Raw genomic sequence first — 15,372 nt, forward strand, 5'->3', positions numbered from 1 at the left:
TCAGGATATGAGGCTTGGTCTATGATTATGACAGATCGGACAACTTCACATACGGCATTCCTAGTGCTTCAGCCACTGCGGGATGCGTTACGCTCCCTTTGTACGTATTCACGCCTAATTGGAGTGTGTAATTAGCTGCTACAGCCTGTTCAAAACCTTTATTGGCAAGCTCCATGGCATAAGGTATCGTCACATTGGTTAACCCCAGTGTTGAAGTTCTCGGAACGGCACCAGGCATATTGGCAACCGCATAATGCAGCACACCATGCTTCTCATAAGTGGGATTACTGTGCGTTGTCACACGGTCAATCGTTTCAATCGATCCACCTTGGTCCACGGCAACATCCACAATCACAGCGCCTGGCTTCATGCTTTGAACCATTGCTTCCGTTACTAATCTTGGAGCTCTAGCTCCAGGGATAAGAACAGCGCCTATTAATAAATCCGCCTTCTGTACAGCACTCGCAATATTATGAGGATTAGACATCAATGTTCGCAGTCTTCCTCCGAATATGTCGTCTAGAGCTCTCATGCGATCGGCACTCCGTTCAATAATGACAACATTAGCTCCAAGACCGAGCGCCATTTTGGCCGCATTCGTCCCAACGATCCCTCCGCCCAAAATAATGACATCGGCTGGCGGCACACCGGGTACACCACCCAATAATATGCCGCGTCCCCCATAGAATTTTTCCAAAAAGTGGGCGCCAATTTGTACCGACATCCGGCCAGCGACTTCACTCATCGGTGTCAAAAGCGGCAATGAGCCATTCGGAAGTTGAATCGTTTCGTAGGCAATCCCTGTCACTTTCTTATTAAGTAAATGTTCAGCCAAGTCTCCTGCCGCTGCCAAATGCAAATAGGTGAACAGCATCTGCCCTTCCCGGAAATAACCATACTCTGCTGGTAAAGGCTCCTTAACTTTCATAATCATATCGCTGAGAGCCCATACCTCAGCAGCCTCCGCGACAATAACGGCACCTTCGCGAGCATAGTCCTCATCACCGAAGCCGCTGCCAACACCAGCCCCAGTTTCAACAAGCACTTGATGTCCTCCCATCAAGAGCATACCCGCTCCTCCAGGCGTTAAAGCTACTCTGTTTTCATTGTTTTTGATTTCTTTTGGAACGCCGACTACAATAGGTTGCTGAGTCATAGTTGCTACCTTCTTCCTTATTATCACTAAACATAATGTGCCATCCTTCTATGCGAATTATGTGAGTAAATATCCTACTTTTCTTATTACCTAGTATATGAAAAGAACACAAAAATGCCTGTATGCACAGGGTGTGCTTACAGGCATTTTCATTGTATAAACAGCTTCTATTCGGAAACTGTTATTTTAGATTTGTCCAATGAGTCCGGTTTGCCTCGATCGTTACAGCGATAGCATATACCTTGAAAATCAAGTCGATGATCTAGCACTTGAAAATGAAAATCTTGCTCTAACCGTTCTTCCAAAGGTCCGAGCCAATCTTCCATAATTTCATCTACGGCTCCGCATTGCACGCAGATTAGGTGATGGTGATGATGACGTGTACTGTCGTCACGTAAATCGTAACGAGCGACACCGTCGCCAAAATTCATTTTCTCCAAGACATGCAGCTCACTCAGCAGCTCTAAAGTTCGATAAACTGTTGCCAGTCCGATCTCTGGAGCCTTGTCCTTTACAAGCATAAACACATCTTCAGCACTTAAATGATCTTGTTCATTCTCTAAAAGTACGCGTACTGTCGCTTCCCGTTGAGGGGTTAGTTTGTACCCTTGGGATTGCAATTGCTGCTTAATCTTCTCGATCCTTGCTTCCATATGCCTCCCCCTCAGAAAGGTGGGCATCCAAGCCCAGTTTTAGCCACTCTTTTTATTATAGGGGGAGCTGACTGACAAAGTCAAACAGAAACATAAGTGGATCTCTTATCCATATAGGCCAACAAGCATAGGCGTTACCCATTTCATCATCAATTGTGACATATATCCTTCCCAAAGCGCTGCTCCAAGGAGGAATACCCCCATTAGGAGTGTTAGCGTTGTATATCGCATAAAGGGCTGATATATGTTGCCATTTCGGCTCATGAAGCGATTTTTGATCATATAGATGGAGAACGCCATAGCCGCTACACTGCAAAATAGGATAGCCGGAATAACAATCAGGTTCTGCGGCGCAACGGAAACAAGCGCAAATAACATGCCCTTCCATGACATTTGGCCGACCAGATACCCAACCGTAAACCCAATTAGCACACCTTTGAGAAAGTCCAAAACGAGAATCAGCGGCAGCCCGACAATAGACAAACCAAAGAGCCATATCAACAAAATCCACTTCATATGCATGCCGAAAGCTTGAACGAACGATTGCCTGCTGTCAAACTCCGCACCTTCGTTAATTTCATGAAAAAAACTACCCAAATGACGAGTCATTTCTTGCTTTTGCTCCAAAGAAAGTGCATTCACCATCACGGCGCCGAACACGACCCCTATGATGAAAAGAACGGAGACGAATATAAATAGCGGCAAATTATCCTTCATATATTGTTTCATTGTTAGGTTCCTATTCATCTCGCAGCTCCTTCCTTGTGTCAACCTCTACAAAGACAAGCTTATGAGCGAGTGCTGGAAACTATGAACGATTTTTAACTTTGCCGTACCTACCCCCGCCGCCAACTTCAAGCTGTAAGGTGCCCTCTCGCGCTTTTACAATATAAGAAGCAATTTCTTCACCAATTTCACTTGCAAGCTCTTCCGGTGTCGTGCGATGCAGCACATTCATTTCTGTTCCGAAGCGGCGAAGCAGTTGGTCAAGCTTCTTAGGCCCTAGGCCTGGGATAAATTCAAGTGGAACTTGAAAATGATACGGAGGTCGATAAGACGGAAGGAAAGCTTTTTCACGGTCTGCTAAGTTCAGGATCCGATCCATGACTCCTCTAATAATTTTATTGCTGCCACAGTCGGCACAGCGCTGGACAGTCGTTTCACTTTCATCCAAAATGGATTCACATAAGCTGCAATAAGTTCGGTGGTATTTCCCAAGCCGTGGATTAAGGCCGTAGTTAGCTATGATACCGCGTTCCTCTTGACGATGCAGAGCTTTAACGAGTTCCTCATACATAGGGGCAGCAAGCTTCATTTCGTTGTACTCACGTCCGATTTTACCAAGAGAGTGTGCATCTGAGTTCGTAACGAATGTGAATTGGTCAAGCTCCGAAATTAAACCGGCCATATCGGAATCAGCGCTTAGACCAAGTTCAACAGCAGAGATGCCTTTAAGATCTAGAAGATACTCCATCTTAGAAGTCGCACTTCCGTACACACTTTTGTGCGGAGTAAAAATATGCGCGGGTATTAGGATACCGCCTCTTCCTAGCACTTCTTCTTGAAGAATGCGAGCGGGTACATAAATGCGTTGAGAGCTTAGCTCCACATTTTTCATGTGCCCCTTCATCCATTGCGTGAACCCCTGCATCACTTTCAGATTAGGCATATAGGCAAGCAAATGGGCCGGGCCCATGCCTGGATCCCGCACCTCAATTTCACTGCCCAACATAATCGTCGTGTCCTGATACCGGATGCCGCCGCCCTCCAGCTCCTCCATCTCACCCCGATCCAAGTACGTCATAATGTCATCCTGAACAGAAGGCGAGTGACAATCGATAATACCGATGATGTCCATTCCTTTTCTAACGGCAGCTTCCTGCGCAATATTGAAGAAAGTCAGGTCATTCGAAGCGCTAATCTTTATCGCTTGTCCCTTCTCTGATCGACCTATGTGAATATGGAGATCAACATAATAAGCATTCATTTAGATTTGACCCGTTAAAAGATACAGCTGCCAAGCGTAAACAGCCATAATCGTCTTCGCATCGCTAATTCGCCCTTCACGCATATACTGCTGTGCTTGCTCCAAAGTAATCGCTTCGCATTCGAGGAATTCATCCTCATCCGGATTCGCTTCGCCCTTTACCAAATCTTCTGCGAGATAGAGATGAATGATTTCATCCGCGAAACCTGGCGAGGTATAGAAGGAACTGACTAGCTTCATATTATCCGTGCGATAACCCGTTTCTTCCTCTAATTCGCGTAGAGCTGCCTTTAGCGGCTCCTCACCTACATCCAGCTTGCCGGCCGGGATCTCAACCTGACTTTTCTCCAGCGGCTTTCGATATTGTTCTACAACGATCATTTTATCTCCTAATAGCGGAATAACAGCTACAGCGCCGGGGTGTTTTACGATTTCACGTGTTGCAATCTCCCCATTTGGCAGCTTCACATGATCCACCTGCAGCGAAATGATTTTACCTTTGAATATAGATTCCGTCTTAACCGTTATTTCTTCGAATTTTTTGTGTAATGTCATACGAACACCTCACCCTTGTTAAAGTTGGTCTAACTTGTCCCATTCACGCATATCGTTCATTATATCAAAATTTCACCTGAAAAGAGGAAAGTGGATATGAAGAGCTATGTAACCGACCGTCAAATTCGACTTGTAGGGAAGGCCTGGGAAATCAAGCGTCAATTGCAGTTGATGCTGCAGCAAGGTGGGAATACCATTACACTAGTGGATTATGTAACTGGCTTGCACAATCCGCAGCCGCACAAATCGCTTGGAAATAAGCCGGGTCCTGCGACAATCCCCTTCCCATCGAGGTAATGGGCTGTGGATACTGCGAAAAAGCTTCAGCGATTTCCGCAATCGATGGACTTGGCATGGCTTCTATTTGATGCAGCTGCAGATTCTGCGCTTGTTTTTGCACAATAGCATTTTCCTTAGCACCCAAAATTGGGAGAGGCACTACAGCCGGACATCTCGCTGCCAGCTGCAGCGCAGTAAGCGTATGATGACTAATGCCCTGATGCCGAATCCTAGGATCAGCAAAAGAAATTCTAGGGATGACCACGGGAATCCCGTCTAGAGCGTATACAGCATTCACGAGCTCGCCAACCTCAAGACCCGAAAAACCGTATCGGCTATTCGTTCCCACAATGCCTGGTCCCATAGTTACAAGACTGATATCTGCTTTGACTACATGCTTCGCTGCAACTAATGCACTAAATTTGTTAACCGCCTCCACCTTACCTCCATAGGCTTGACCATAAGTCATGGTTGTTTTAAGCCATTGCATCCCCTCAAGTATCGCCACATGCTCACTCCATGCGAGTGGAAGAGCACCCCCATCTGTCATGATATAGGCGACCTCCAAAGCACGATCAGATGAGTTTCTTTGTTGATGCCGATATCTGAGCCAGCACATCACGACAGGCAGCATACTGTGCAATTCTCCCAGCAAGACGGGCATCCCCTCTAGATTCATATCACCTTGAAATGAAGAATGAAACGAACTAGCAGGCTCTTCAATAGCGAGCACACTTCGCTGCATTGGGGTATATTTGAGCTTCATAATGTGTCCATTTGATGATGTAGATGCTGAATCGATGTCTGATACTCGGTCACGAATGGAAATTACGATATGAAATCCCCCTGAACCTAACCTCAGCTTCATGGCTGTTACATTTAAGTCAACCACATCCCCAGGAGTTATCAAAGGTAATGTATCCGTGTAGTGTACAGCACGCTCAAGCTCACCGCTCCGCATCCGTACAGTGACAATCTGTAGTCCCTCTCTGACTGAAATAATATCCGCAACCGTTCCCTCATCCCGTATCATCAAGCCAGTTTCCCCTTCCTGGACGTGTCTTACTCGAAGCATATGAGGATTGATTTCGTTTTACCCCAATTTATCGGGTGAATGACAAAAAAACCGACCAGCCATGCCATGTCATTGGCAGACTAATCGGTTCTCTAGAAAAGTGGTGAATTAAACTTTCGCAGCTTCCTTCACGAGAGCAACGAGTAATTCAGCCGTTTTGACTAAATCACTGATGGCAATATGTTCTTTTGTTGTATGAATTTCATGATAACCAACAGCGAGATTAACGGTTGGTATGCCCATTCCGTTAAAGATATTCGCATCACTGCCGCCGCCGGAGTGGAAGGTTCGAGCTGTCAATCCGAGGGTTGAGAGTGCTCTAGCGGTTAATTGTACAATCGGAGCAGAGTCATCATGCATATAGGAAGCATACACAATATCCGCATTAAACTCGCAAGTAGTGCCAGCATCAGCTGCTGCTGCTTCGCAAGCTTCTTTCATCGCGGCGATTTGAGCTTCCAGCTTATGCTGAACAATGCTGCGTGCTTCCGCTTCCATCTTCACTTTATCGCATACCACGTTCAAAGGACCTACGCCTGAGAAACTGCCAATATTCGCAGTCGTTTCGCTGTCAATTCGACCGAGCGACATACGCGAAACCGCTTTACTCGCTACTTGGATGGCACTGATGCCATCTTCGGGATTAACGCCAGCATGAGCGGACTTTCCGTGGAAAATAATTTCAATTTCTGCACGACCAGGCGCTGCGGTTGCGATATCGCCAATGGCGCCGTTAGAATCAAGTGCAAAGCCGAACTCAGCTTCCATAACACTGCGATCCATGGCGCGGGCGCCTTTCAGACCGCTCTCTTCCCCTGCCGTAATAACGAATTGAATGCGGCCATGTGGAATGTTTTGCTCTTTTAACACTTGAATGCCTTCGATCATCGCCGCGATACCCGCTTTATCATCGCTACCAAGGATCGTCGTTCCATCGCTGCGGATATAGCCATCATCGCCAATTTGCGGCTTGATACCTTTCCCAGGAGCTACCGTATCCATATGAGAAGTGAAGAAAATAGTCGGAATTGCTGCGTTGCTGTCCGTTGCTTCAAGTGTACAGATCAAATTCCCTGATCCGTGCCCGCTTTTCGCCATCGAATTATCTTCCACAACATGCAACCCTAAACGACTGAACTTTTCTTTAAGAACGACACAAATCTCTTGCTCAAATCGGGTCTCGCTGTCTACTTGCACAAGGGAGATGAACTCTTCCACCAAACGATTTTGCTGAATCATGTACTTTCCTCCGATACACTCTATGAGTTACAATAAAACCGTACAAGCTTTTTCACGAAAAAGGAGTGAATCTTCATTGTTACAGAATAAGCGTTGGTTTAAAATCGTGATTTACCTAATGCTGATCACGATGCTGCTATCAAGCATATTGTTTACTGCCGGATTATTTTTTGATTCATAGTTTAATAAATCTTTGTATCCGCGTTATAACTTTCTAAATTTTCTTTCACTCTCTGTAGGAACCGGCCACAGATGACACCGTCAAGAATACGGTGATCCAATGACAGACAAAGGTTAACCATCGAACGAACCGCAATCATATCTTGAATAACAACGGGCTTCTTCACAATCGATTCGAAGGTCACAATAGCAGCTTGCGGGTAGTTGATGATCGGATAAGACAGAATCGAGCCGAAGGAGCCTGTATTATTTACAGTAAATGTCCCGCCAACCATATCATTCAACGATAATTTCCCCGCACGTGTTTTCTTCGTCAATTCATCAATTTCTCTGGCTAGTCCTGCGATATTTTTTTGATCCGCTTTTTTGATGACTGGCGTCAAGACCGAATCTTCCGTTCCTACAGACAACGAAATGTTAATATCGCGTTTCACGATAATTTTATCTACGGCCCAGACGGAGTTGATGATCGGGTAATCCTTAATGGCATTGACGACCGCTTTCAGCATGAAGGCCAAGTACGTTAAGTTAATGCCTTCTCGGCGCATAAACTCGTCTTTCACTTTATTCCGCAGAACAACAAGATTCGTTACATCGACCTCAATCATTGTCCAAGCATGCGGAATTTCTGTTACACTCTGGCGCATTTTTGAAGCAATGGCATTGCGCATTGGTGTAACGTCAATGAAATGCTCATTGCGAGCGTCTAATGAATGTCCTTCCGCTTCAATCAACGGCGTTTGCGGACTGGCGGATAAATGGATGCCCGAGCTGCGAACAGGCTGGTGAGCCTGCTGCGGTTCCACAGGTGTAGCGGTTTGTGGAGCAACAGGAGCTGCCGGTGGATTCGTTTGTACGGCGGCAGGAGCTGCATTAGCTCCACCAGAGGCGATAAATTGCTCAACGTCCTTACGCGTAATTCTTCCGCCAAGCCCCGTTCCTGCGACACGAGACAAATCTATGCGATTGTCTTGGGCAAGCCGTTGAACAGCTGGTGAATAACGACCGCGCATGCTTTGGTCGGAGTCTTCCGCCTGTTCAGCTCCAGCATGACTAGAAGCTGCAGCGGTTGATGGTCCGTTCGCTAAAGCTGCACCAGGCTCTTCAATCAAGCAAATGGCTTCACCAACAGCAGCTGTCTCGCCGTCGCCGACAATAATTTTTACAAGTGTGCCTTCAATTGGCGAAGGCATTTCCGTATTCACTTTCTCTGTGAAAAGCTCACAAAGCACATCGTATTGTTCGATATAATCGCCTGGCTTCTTGAGCCATTTGCCTATTGTAGCCGAAACGAGGCTCTCCGCTAGATGCGGGACTGTGACCTCGGTTAGTCGGCTGTTGGTTTGGTTCATGCGTGTACCTCCTAAGTTCAGGAAATGATCAATGAAAGGATATTAGATGTGTAAATTAGAACATAGCAAGCTGGTGCATGGCATCCTTCAGCTTATCTGCATTGAGCAGAAAAAATTTCTCCATCGGTGGATTGCTGCCAACTGCCGGGACGTCTGGGCCGCAAAGTCTTGCGATAGGCGCATCGAGCTCGAACAGCATTTCTTCGGCGATAATCGCCGACACTTCAGCACCAACGCCGCCTGTTTTGTTGTCTTCATGGGCGATGAGCACTTTGCCTGTTTTCCGAACAGCCTCCAAAATAGCTTCTTTGTCTAGCGGCTGTAGGGAGCGCAAGTCGAGTACATGTGCGGAAATGCCTTCCTTCGCAAGCTCTTCAGCTGCTTGTAATGCATAATTGACAACCATACCGTAGGCGATGACTGTAATGTCTGTGCCCTGGCGCTTGATGTCGGCCTTACCGATCGGCACGATGTAGTCGTCATCTGGCACGTCCGCAGATAACGCCAGATAGCATTTCTTGTGCTCGAAGAATAACACAGGATCAGCATCTCGGATTGCTGCCTTCAGCAGCCCCTTCGCATCATATGGATTCGAAGGCGCTACGATTTTAACACCCGGCGTGCCAAAGAAAACAGATTCCGGACATTGGGAATGGTATAAGGCACCTGCTCCGGTCGCTCCATATGGAGCACGAATGACGATCGGGCAAGTCCAATCATTATTAGAACGATAACGAATCTTAGCCGCTTCGCTAAGAATTTGATTCGTTGCTGGGAAGATGAAGTCAGCAAACTGAATTTCGGCAATCGGTTTCATCCCATACATCGCAGCACCAATAGCCACGCCTACAATGGCAGACTCCGCTAGCGGCGTGTCTAGAACTCGCTCTTCACCAAATAAATCACGCAGCCCTTTGGTCGTGTTCAAGACGCCACCTTTACCAACATCTTCACCAAGTACGAAGACGTTGTCATCCTGCTGCATTTCCTCCTGCATGGCAGAACGGATTGCTTCCAAATATGTAATTACAGCCATAATTTATTGGTCATCTCCTTCTGCATAAACATGAAGGAGCGTATCTTCCGGTTTCGGATAAGGCGCGAGATCCGCATACTTTGTAGCTTCATTAATCTCTTGCTTTTGCCGTTCCTGAAGGTCACGATCCTGATCATCACTCCATAGACCGCATTCCATTAAATATTCTTTGAATTTAAGGATGCCGTCTTTTTGACGGTTCTGTTCAACTTCTTCTTTCGTCCGGTACAGCATGTCATCATCCGACGTTGAATGAGGCATGAGTCGATAAGAAATCATTTCGATGAGCGTTGGACCTTCGCCACGAACGGCTCTTTCTCTTGCTTCCTTCGTCACCCGATACATTTCTAATACATCGCTGCCATCTACTTGAATACCAGGGAACCCATACCCCAGCGCACGATCTGCGATTTTTCCTGCCACTTGTTTATGAAGAGGTACAGAAATCGCGTATTGATTATTTTCACAAACGAAAATAACAGGCAGCTTATGTACACCCGCGAAATTACAGCCCTCGTGGAAATCCCCTTGATTGCTGGAGCCTTCACCGAAGGAAACAAAGGTGGCGAAGTCTTGCTTTTTCATTTTGGCTGCAAGCGCGATACCAGCAGCATGCGGAACTTGAGTCGTAACAGGGGACGACCCTGTTACGATATGATTTTTCTTATCGCCAAAGTGACCAGCCATTTGTCTTCCACCACTGTTAACGTCTTCTGCTTTGCAAAAAACCGCCAGCATTAAATCCCTTACTGTCATGCCGACAGATAGTACGAACGCATAGTCACGATAATACGGCAAAAAATAATCTTTCTGCGCTTTCATCGCAAAAGCCATCCCGACCTGCCCCGCATATTGTCCCATACCAGATACGTGAAAAGGTATTTTACCTGCGCGTTGAAGCATGAAAGCTCGCTCATCATATTTAGCAGCAAGACTCATGACTGTATACATACGAACGGCTTCGTCGTCAGACAAACCTAAACTTCTATGTTTATATAGTTGACCAATAGACATGGAGGTTGCCTCCTTTAGAAATTTTAGGTACCACATAAATTTATTACCTGGTCCTAGTACTTGACTCTATATGCTTATTATAAACGCAAATGTTTATGATTACAATTTTTATCCGCTAATTGCAATCCCATCCACGGCCAGCATTGCTTCTCCTAATGCTTCTGATAAAGTGGGATGCGGATGAATGGTTTGTCCCACTTCCCAAGGCGTCGCATTCAGTACCTGTGCAAGTGCTGCTTCAGATATGCTGTTAGTCACATGCGGTCCAATCATATGTACACCAAGAATATCATTCGTTTCGCTATCTGCTATAACCTTTACGAAGCCATCTGTATCTCCATATACAAGTGCTTTTCCAATCCCTTTGAAGCTGAATTTGCCAATTTTCACTTTGTGTCCTTGTAGGGCAGCCTGTTGTTCGGTCCAACCAACACTAGCTATTTCCGGTCTTGTATACGTACATCTTGAAACGAGATGCGCTTGCAGCTCATGCGGAGTTTGACCAGCCAGGTGTTCAGCAGCCAAAATCCCTTCATGACCGGCCATATGAGCCAGCATGAGTCCTCCAATAACGTCGCCAACCGCATAGATATGTGATTCCGTCGTTTGCATGAACCGATTCACACGAATGACACCTTTATCTATTTTAATATCTGTATTTTCAAGTCCAATTCCCTCAATATTGGCTATTCGGCCAACAGAAACAAGCACCTTATCTGCTGTTAATTCAACAATTTCCCCTTGCTTGTCCGCATGTAAAGTAACACTGCCTTCCGTCACCTTAACGGAATCAGGAAGCACTTTTGCTCCAGTAACCAGATTAATGCCGCGTTTCTTAAACAAGCGCTCCAGCTCTTTGGAGATATCCGCATCCTCTAAGCTCACTAATCGTTTATCCAGCTCAACTATGGTAACCGCTACGCCAAAATCGCTCAGCATCGAAGCCCATTCTACGCCAATCACACCGCCACCTACAATGATGATTGACTTCGGAAGGCTCTCCATACGCAAAGCGTCTTCACTCGTTAAAATATGGGTACCATCGATCTCTAAACCTGGTAAACTACGTGGTCTGGAACCTGTAGCAATGATCAAATTACTCGATAGAAGCGTTTCGATATCCCCGTCTTCCTTCTCTACAGAAACAGCACCGCTGCGTGGTGAAAAGATAGAAGGCCCAATAATGCGGCCATTGCCGTAATGGACCGTAATTTTATTTTTCTTCATCAGGAATTGCAGACCTTGATGCAGTTGATCAACAATTCGTTGTTTACGGTTAAGCACACTGTCAAACTTGACTTCGATGGATTCAGCAGAAATGCCATATTCCTCACTTTTCTTCATTGTTGCGTATACTTCCGCACTCCGAAGGAGAGATTTACTTGGAATACAGCCTTGATGTAAACAAGTGCCTCCTAGCTTGTCCCTTTCCACGACAGCTACAGTTTTCCCTAATTGTGCCGCCCGTATAGCCGCGGTATAACCTCCAATACCACCACCAAGAACGACGACATCATATCTATGTTCACTCATTATGTATTTCCTCCCTATTAAGCGTTCACTACCTCATATGTATACACTTCACTCTATTATATTACCCTTTTTTGGTCACCAAATCATAGTCTTATTTGTGAATTAGACACACTAACAGATTCAGAGTATGATGATATAAAACATGTATCATGCAAAGTAAGGAGCAGCTATGAGAGCGCCATTTTATCGATTTATTGCTATTCTTCTTCTCGTCATTCCCGGTTTGACAGCTACCTATGGGTTCCTAGCCATGAAGGATGCCTTTTTCGCTCAATTCGATACGGACGGTCATATCCTGTGGGGAAAATTTATCCTTGGGCTTATTTTGTTTCTTCTAGGTGTTGCTTTTATTGGGGGATGGACGTTTTTCCGTGATCGTAAACGAAATTATGTAGCACCAAGATTTAAACCAAACCGCCGCAAATAGACCGAACTTTCAAGTCCGGCCTAAACGATCTAACCAATGAAGGAATCGGTTCTGTTCAATCATTTGCGTAATGGAACTCACTTCCGCTTGTTTATGAAGGAAGCCGATTACAGCAACAATCACGCATTGTGCTTCCCAAGGCAAGATCATGATGATTCCATAACCTAATGTAAAACCAAGTAGATTCGATCCGACATCACCCAGCATCCCTAGGCCTCGAATATCAAGGCTATAAAGAATCAATCCACCCATGCATACTGGGATCATTGGAAAAAACATACTCGTTTCCAATTCCAAAAAATACAAGCCCACGAACAATACCACACAAGAACTACCCAAAAATGCTTTTAAGGAACGACCTGGGCGAACGTCAAGCAAATTCAAGGTATTCGTCATGAGTATCAGCAGGATAAGCTCAACCCCCATCTGCCAGATGGGGGTTTGATCGTTTCCGACCGCTACAACAAGCCATGCGGCAATTGTTAATGTGCCTAACGCCTTAACGGCTCCCATCGATAAAGTCTTTGACTCCATCCAATATTGGAAGTGTCCCTTTAGACCTTTTACGGCTTTACTGCCTATTAAATCATCTGTCCAACCTAATAAGAAAATAAATGTAGCGGAAAAAGTGAATGCCCGATTATTCACTTCAAGGGTACTAAGCTCTTTCAGGAATGAACTTTCGCCTATCAAGCCCGAAGATTCTAACCTAACAGCACCTTGAAGAACCAGCTCCTGAAGCCATAAGAGCAACCAAAGAACGACCCCCATCCCGCGAGGGATGGTATGGCCAAGATAGTTCGGCCCTACTTGCCCATGGGCCTCCAGAAAGCGCCTTACGTGCGGCAGCATCCACCACCCTGCCGCTCCAAGCACAATCAGATCGAGGATCGATCCGATGAGAACCATACCCGCTTCCTCTCCTTCCAGCGAGTCAGGAGCGTGAAACCGACCGCGGCGAATTGCCTGCCGCGGTGCATGTATCCGTGCCAATCCCGCCCCGTTTCCCGGTGCGTGATTGGCACGTCCAGCTCCACGATGCGCAGGCCATGCCTCACCGCATCGATCGTTAGCGCGACTTCCACGCCGAAGCCGCGCGCGAACCCTCCAAGCTCCCGCAGCCGATCAGCACGCACCGCTCGCTGTCCGGACAAGGGAGCTTCGGTCTTATAGCCGCTGAGCCGGTGAATACCGCGGCGGGCCAAGCCCTTGACCAAGCCGAAGCCTGCTTTGGCGCCGGACGGCGGCAGCTTCGCTATCGCCATATCCGCTTCGCGCCGCAGCAGCGGCTCGATGAGGACGAGCGCCTCCCCGGCCGTAGCCTGCAAGTCGGCGTCAAGAAAGAGCAGCAGGTCGCCGCGAGCCTTGGCGACACCTGATTGCATCGCCGCTCCTTTGCCGCGCCGGCGATCATGCTTGACCAGCTTGTCCACCCAAGGCCAAGCAGCTTCATAGGTATTATCAGCGCTGCCATCGTCGACCACAATAATTTCGAACCTCATTCCCGCCCTCTTAATAAAGTCGGCCTGATTTAACAAATGTTGAAGTGTACTCGGAATCGTGCTCGCTTCATTCCAAGCTGGAATAATGATGGATAGATAAGGCTTCATCCTTCACCTCCTAGATTCCAAACTACGTGAGCAACTCGTTTCAATATCCAGTGAAGCTGAAAAAGCCCTAAAGCAATAAACAAAAGTGAAAGAAAAGCAGTGGTGGCAACCTCTTTCGTCCATAGATACGGCTGCTTATACAGGGCGCCTATACTTTTGATATCTACCAAACGCGACCCTACCTTCATCCGAACAAGAAGCGTGCTTCCCATGCCCTCCCTCCCTTTCTCCAAAAAATCAATCATATGGGTATGCGCACCAACCGTAACTAGCCACTCCCCCCGCTGCTCAAAGGCGAGTAAAAGCGCCGCATCCTCACTGGTTCCGAAACAAGGCAGTATATGCGCGAATAACCCTAATGCGTTCGTACGAGCTATCCCCGGTGCCGTTCCATTCGGGTAAGCATGGACTATTAACTCCGCACCGCACAAAAGGGCTCGATCTGTTACACTGTCCATATCCCCAATAATGAGATGCGGCTGATAACCGCACTCCAGCAGCGCATCTGCTCCCCCATCAACCCCAATCAGAATCGGCTTGACCTTTGAGATAAATGCTTTTGCGGCAAGCAAATCCTTCTTATACCCTTTCCTTCTGGAAACAACCAATACATACTTACCCTCGCAATTTACCCTAAGGTGTAGTGTGGGCAGCGGCTCCATAACAGCTTGTTTCTCCCGAATTGCATAGGTTAACGTATTATCAATAAATTGCTCCAATAGCCTTGACGATTGATCGTTCGCAATTTGCTGCAAGTTCATCCAGTTCTCACGTGTAAATGCGGTACAGGCAATATGCTGATCTCCAATGATGATCCTGTCCTCATAAATCGCAATCTCCTTACTTGGTTCAAAAACTTCGAACGCCGACGACTCCACTTCCCAAATCGGTATATGCTGCTGCAGCAGCAGCAGAGGGCCTTGGGTTGGATATGTGCCACTCATCGTTTGGTGGCAATTAATGATCGCTTTGACTTTACGATCGATGAGTTCCTGTGCAATGACTTCATCCAAGTCACGGTGCTGAAGAACAACGATTCGGCCTGGCGGCAAATCACGCAGCAATACTTTCGTAATCGCCCCAACGTTAATCTTCCCTTTGCAGAGCGGCAGCGGCTTCGAAGAAAACAATGACAACGAGGGCCAATTCATGATAGACACCGACTTTCCTTTCGTCTCTTGGCTCGCTTATTTTGCCCTTTGCCACTATATTCTATGTATATTTTACCTATCCAATGGCAAGTATTGGGTTATATTCTAATTGAAAGGAGATGAAA

General features: G+C 46.6%; 16 protein-coding genes and 1 pseudogene. 3 read left to right on the top strand and 14 right to left on the bottom strand.

The genetic code is table 11. The annotated features are described in order from the left end of the window. Positions 1-25 precede the first annotated feature (25 nt). From ald to AC58U0_RS06650, 5 genes are all read right to left on the bottom strand, one after another. Positions 26-1,141, bottom strand: a complete 1,116-nt coding sequence (gene ald, locus AC58U0_RS06630; protein WP_497378266.1) for an alanine dehydrogenase — start codon at positions 1,139-1,141, stop codon at positions 26-28. Positions 1,142-1,323: 182 nt separating this feature from the next. Then, entirely contained in the window at positions 1,324-1,809 is a 486-nt protein-coding gene (gene fur / locus AC58U0_RS06635; protein WP_057306375.1) for a ferric iron uptake transcriptional regulator, read from the bottom strand. Between the two features lie 105 nt (positions 1,810-1,914). Next, positions 1,915-2,556, bottom strand: a complete 642-nt coding sequence (spoIIM, locus tag AC58U0_RS06640; protein WP_057306376.1) for a stage II sporulation protein M — start codon at positions 2,554-2,556, stop codon at positions 1,915-1,917. 61 nt (positions 2,557-2,617) lie between these two features. Then, the gene (locus tag AC58U0_RS06645) at positions 2,618-3,796 is read right to left on the bottom strand and encodes an endonuclease Q family protein (protein WP_497378178.1); all 1,179 of its coding nucleotides are present in this window, start codon (positions 3,794-3,796) and stop codon (positions 2,618-2,620) included. Beyond that, positions 3,797-4,351: an NUDIX hydrolase gene (locus AC58U0_RS06650; RefSeq protein ID WP_497378179.1), complete on the bottom strand. Its 555-nt coding sequence runs from the start codon at positions 4,349-4,351 to the stop codon at positions 3,797-3,799. It abuts the gene before it with no gap. 96 nt (positions 4,352-4,447) lie between these two features. Between AC58U0_RS06650 and mciZ the strand changes: the two are divergent. Beyond that, positions 4,448-4,513 (top strand): annotated as a pseudogene (mciZ, locus tag AC58U0_RS06655) (Z-ring formation inhibitor MciZ); the annotation flags it as partial. Positions 4,514-4,547: 34 nt separating this feature from the next. On the opposite strand, the gene AC58U0_RS06660 reads toward mciZ, so the two are convergent. Next, on the bottom strand, positions 4,548-5,663 hold the full coding sequence (locus AC58U0_RS06660; protein ID WP_497378267.1) for a DUF3866 family protein: 1,116 nt from the start codon (positions 5,661-5,663) through the stop codon (positions 4,548-4,550). A gap of 150 nt (positions 5,664-5,813) precedes the next feature. After that, complete coding sequence (locus tag AC58U0_RS06665) at positions 5,814-6,944, bottom strand: M20/M25/M40 family metallo-hydrolase (protein WP_497378180.1); 1,131 nt, start codon at positions 6,942-6,944, stop codon at positions 5,814-5,816. Between the two features lie 22 nt (positions 6,945-6,966). Between AC58U0_RS06665 and prli42 the strand changes: the two genes are divergently transcribed. Then, a complete protein-coding gene (gene prli42 / locus AC58U0_RS06670; RefSeq protein ID WP_156390217.1) occupies positions 6,967-7,125 on the top strand; it encodes a stressosome-associated protein Prli42 in 159 nt (52 codons plus the stop codon). 1 nt (position 7,126) lies between these two features. On the opposite strand, the gene AC58U0_RS06675 is transcribed toward prli42, so the two are convergent. From AC58U0_RS06675 to lpdA, 4 genes are all read right to left on the bottom strand, one after another. Next, the gene (locus tag AC58U0_RS06675) at positions 7,127-8,476 is read right to left on the bottom strand and encodes a dihydrolipoamide acetyltransferase family protein (RefSeq protein WP_497378181.1); all 1,350 of its coding nucleotides are present in this window, start codon (positions 8,474-8,476) and stop codon (positions 7,127-7,129) included. 55 nt (positions 8,477-8,531) lie between these two features. Next, positions 8,532-9,512, bottom strand: coding sequence for an alpha-ketoacid dehydrogenase subunit beta (locus AC58U0_RS06680; RefSeq protein ID WP_497378182.1), 981 nt, complete (start codon positions 9,510-9,512; stop codon positions 8,532-8,534). Between the two features lie 3 nt (positions 9,513-9,515). Beyond that, positions 9,516-10,526, bottom strand: a complete 1,011-nt coding sequence (locus AC58U0_RS06685; protein WP_057306383.1) for a thiamine pyrophosphate-dependent dehydrogenase E1 component subunit alpha — start codon at positions 10,524-10,526, stop codon at positions 9,516-9,518. 108 nt (positions 10,527-10,634) lie between these two features. Further along, positions 10,635-12,059, bottom strand: coding sequence for a dihydrolipoyl dehydrogenase (gene lpdA / locus AC58U0_RS06690; RefSeq protein WP_497378183.1), 1,425 nt, complete (start codon positions 12,057-12,059; stop codon positions 10,635-10,637). A 169-nt stretch (positions 12,060-12,228) separates the two neighbouring features. Between lpdA and AC58U0_RS06695 the strand changes: the two genes are divergently transcribed. Continuing rightward, positions 12,229-12,486: a DUF2627 domain-containing protein gene (locus AC58U0_RS06695; RefSeq protein WP_029192929.1), complete on the top strand. Its 258-nt coding sequence runs from the start codon at positions 12,229-12,231 to the stop codon at positions 12,484-12,486. Between the two features lie 9 nt (positions 12,487-12,495). Here AC58U0_RS06695 and AC58U0_RS06700 read toward each other — a convergent pair whose 3' ends face one another. From AC58U0_RS06700 to steA, 3 genes are read right to left on the bottom strand one after another with little or no spacing between them, the layout of a single operon-like run. After that, positions 12,496-13,395, bottom strand: coding sequence for a hypothetical protein (locus AC58U0_RS06700; protein ID WP_497378185.1), 900 nt, complete (start codon positions 13,393-13,395; stop codon positions 12,496-12,498). After that, on the bottom strand, positions 13,365-14,096 hold the full coding sequence (locus AC58U0_RS06705; protein WP_497378186.1) for a glycosyltransferase family 2 protein: 732 nt from the start codon (positions 14,094-14,096) through the stop codon (positions 13,365-13,367). The genes AC58U0_RS06700 and AC58U0_RS06705 overlap by 31 nt, the downstream gene beginning before the upstream one ends. Beyond that, positions 14,093-15,247 (bottom strand): putative cytokinetic ring protein SteA, encoded by a 1,155-nt coding sequence (gene steA / locus AC58U0_RS06710; protein ID WP_497378187.1) that lies wholly within the window; start codon positions 15,245-15,247, stop codon positions 14,093-14,095. Before steA ends, AC58U0_RS06705 begins: the two co-directional genes overlap by 4 nt. Positions 15,248-15,372 lie beyond the last annotated feature (125 nt).

The organism is Paenibacillus sp. J31P190 (assembly GCF_059692075.1).

Bases quoted from the DNA above. Each gene is read 5' to 3' on its own strand.
- fur (WP_057306375.1), bottom strand. From the start codon at position 1,809: ATGGAAGCAAGGATCGAGAAGATTAAGCAGCAATTGCAATCCCAAGGG.
- spoIIM (WP_057306376.1), bottom strand. From the start codon at position 2,556: ATGAATAGGAACCTAACAATGAAACAATATATGAAGGATAATTTGCCG.
- AC58U0_RS06645 (WP_497378178.1), bottom strand. From the start codon at position 3,796: ATGAATGCTTATTATGTTGATCTCCATATTCACATAGGTCGATCAGAG.
- AC58U0_RS06650 (WP_497378179.1), bottom strand. From the start codon at position 4,351: ATGACATTACACAAAAAATTCGAAGAAATAACGGTTAAGACGGAATCT.
- AC58U0_RS06660 (WP_497378267.1), bottom strand. From the start codon at position 5,663: ATGATACGGGATGAGGGAACGGTTGCGGATATTATTTCAGTCAGAGAG.
- AC58U0_RS06665 (WP_497378180.1), bottom strand. From the start codon at position 6,944: ATGATTCAGCAAAATCGTTTGGTGGAAGAGTTCATCTCCCTTGTGCAA.
- prli42 (WP_156390217.1), top strand. From the start codon at position 6,967: ATGAGTTACAATAAAACCGTACAAGCTTTTTCACGAAAAAGGAGTGAA.
- AC58U0_RS06675 (WP_497378181.1), bottom strand. From the start codon at position 8,476: ATGAACCAAACCAACAGCCGACTAACCGAGGTCACAGTCCCGCATCTA.
- AC58U0_RS06680 (WP_497378182.1), bottom strand. From the start codon at position 9,512: ATGGCTGTAATTACATATTTGGAAGCAATCCGTTCTGCCATGCAGGAG.
- AC58U0_RS06685 (WP_057306383.1), bottom strand. From the start codon at position 10,526: ATGTCTATTGGTCAACTATATAAACATAGAAGTTTAGGTTTGTCTGAC.
- lpdA (WP_497378183.1), bottom strand. From the start codon at position 12,059: ATGAGTGAACATAGATATGATGTCGTCGTTCTTGGTGGTGGTATTGGA.
- AC58U0_RS06695 (WP_029192929.1), top strand. From the start codon at position 12,229: ATGAGAGCGCCATTTTATCGATTTATTGCTATTCTTCTTCTCGTCATT.
- AC58U0_RS06700 (WP_497378185.1), bottom strand. From the start codon at position 13,395: ATGGTTCTCATCGGATCGATCCTCGATCTGATTGTGCTTGGAGCGGCA.
- AC58U0_RS06705 (WP_497378186.1), bottom strand. From the start codon at position 14,096: ATGAAGCCTTATCTATCCATCATTATTCCAGCTTGGAATGAAGCGAGC.
- steA (WP_497378187.1), bottom strand. From the start codon at position 15,247: ATGAATTGGCCCTCGTTGTCATTGTTTTCTTCGAAGCCGCTGCCGCTC.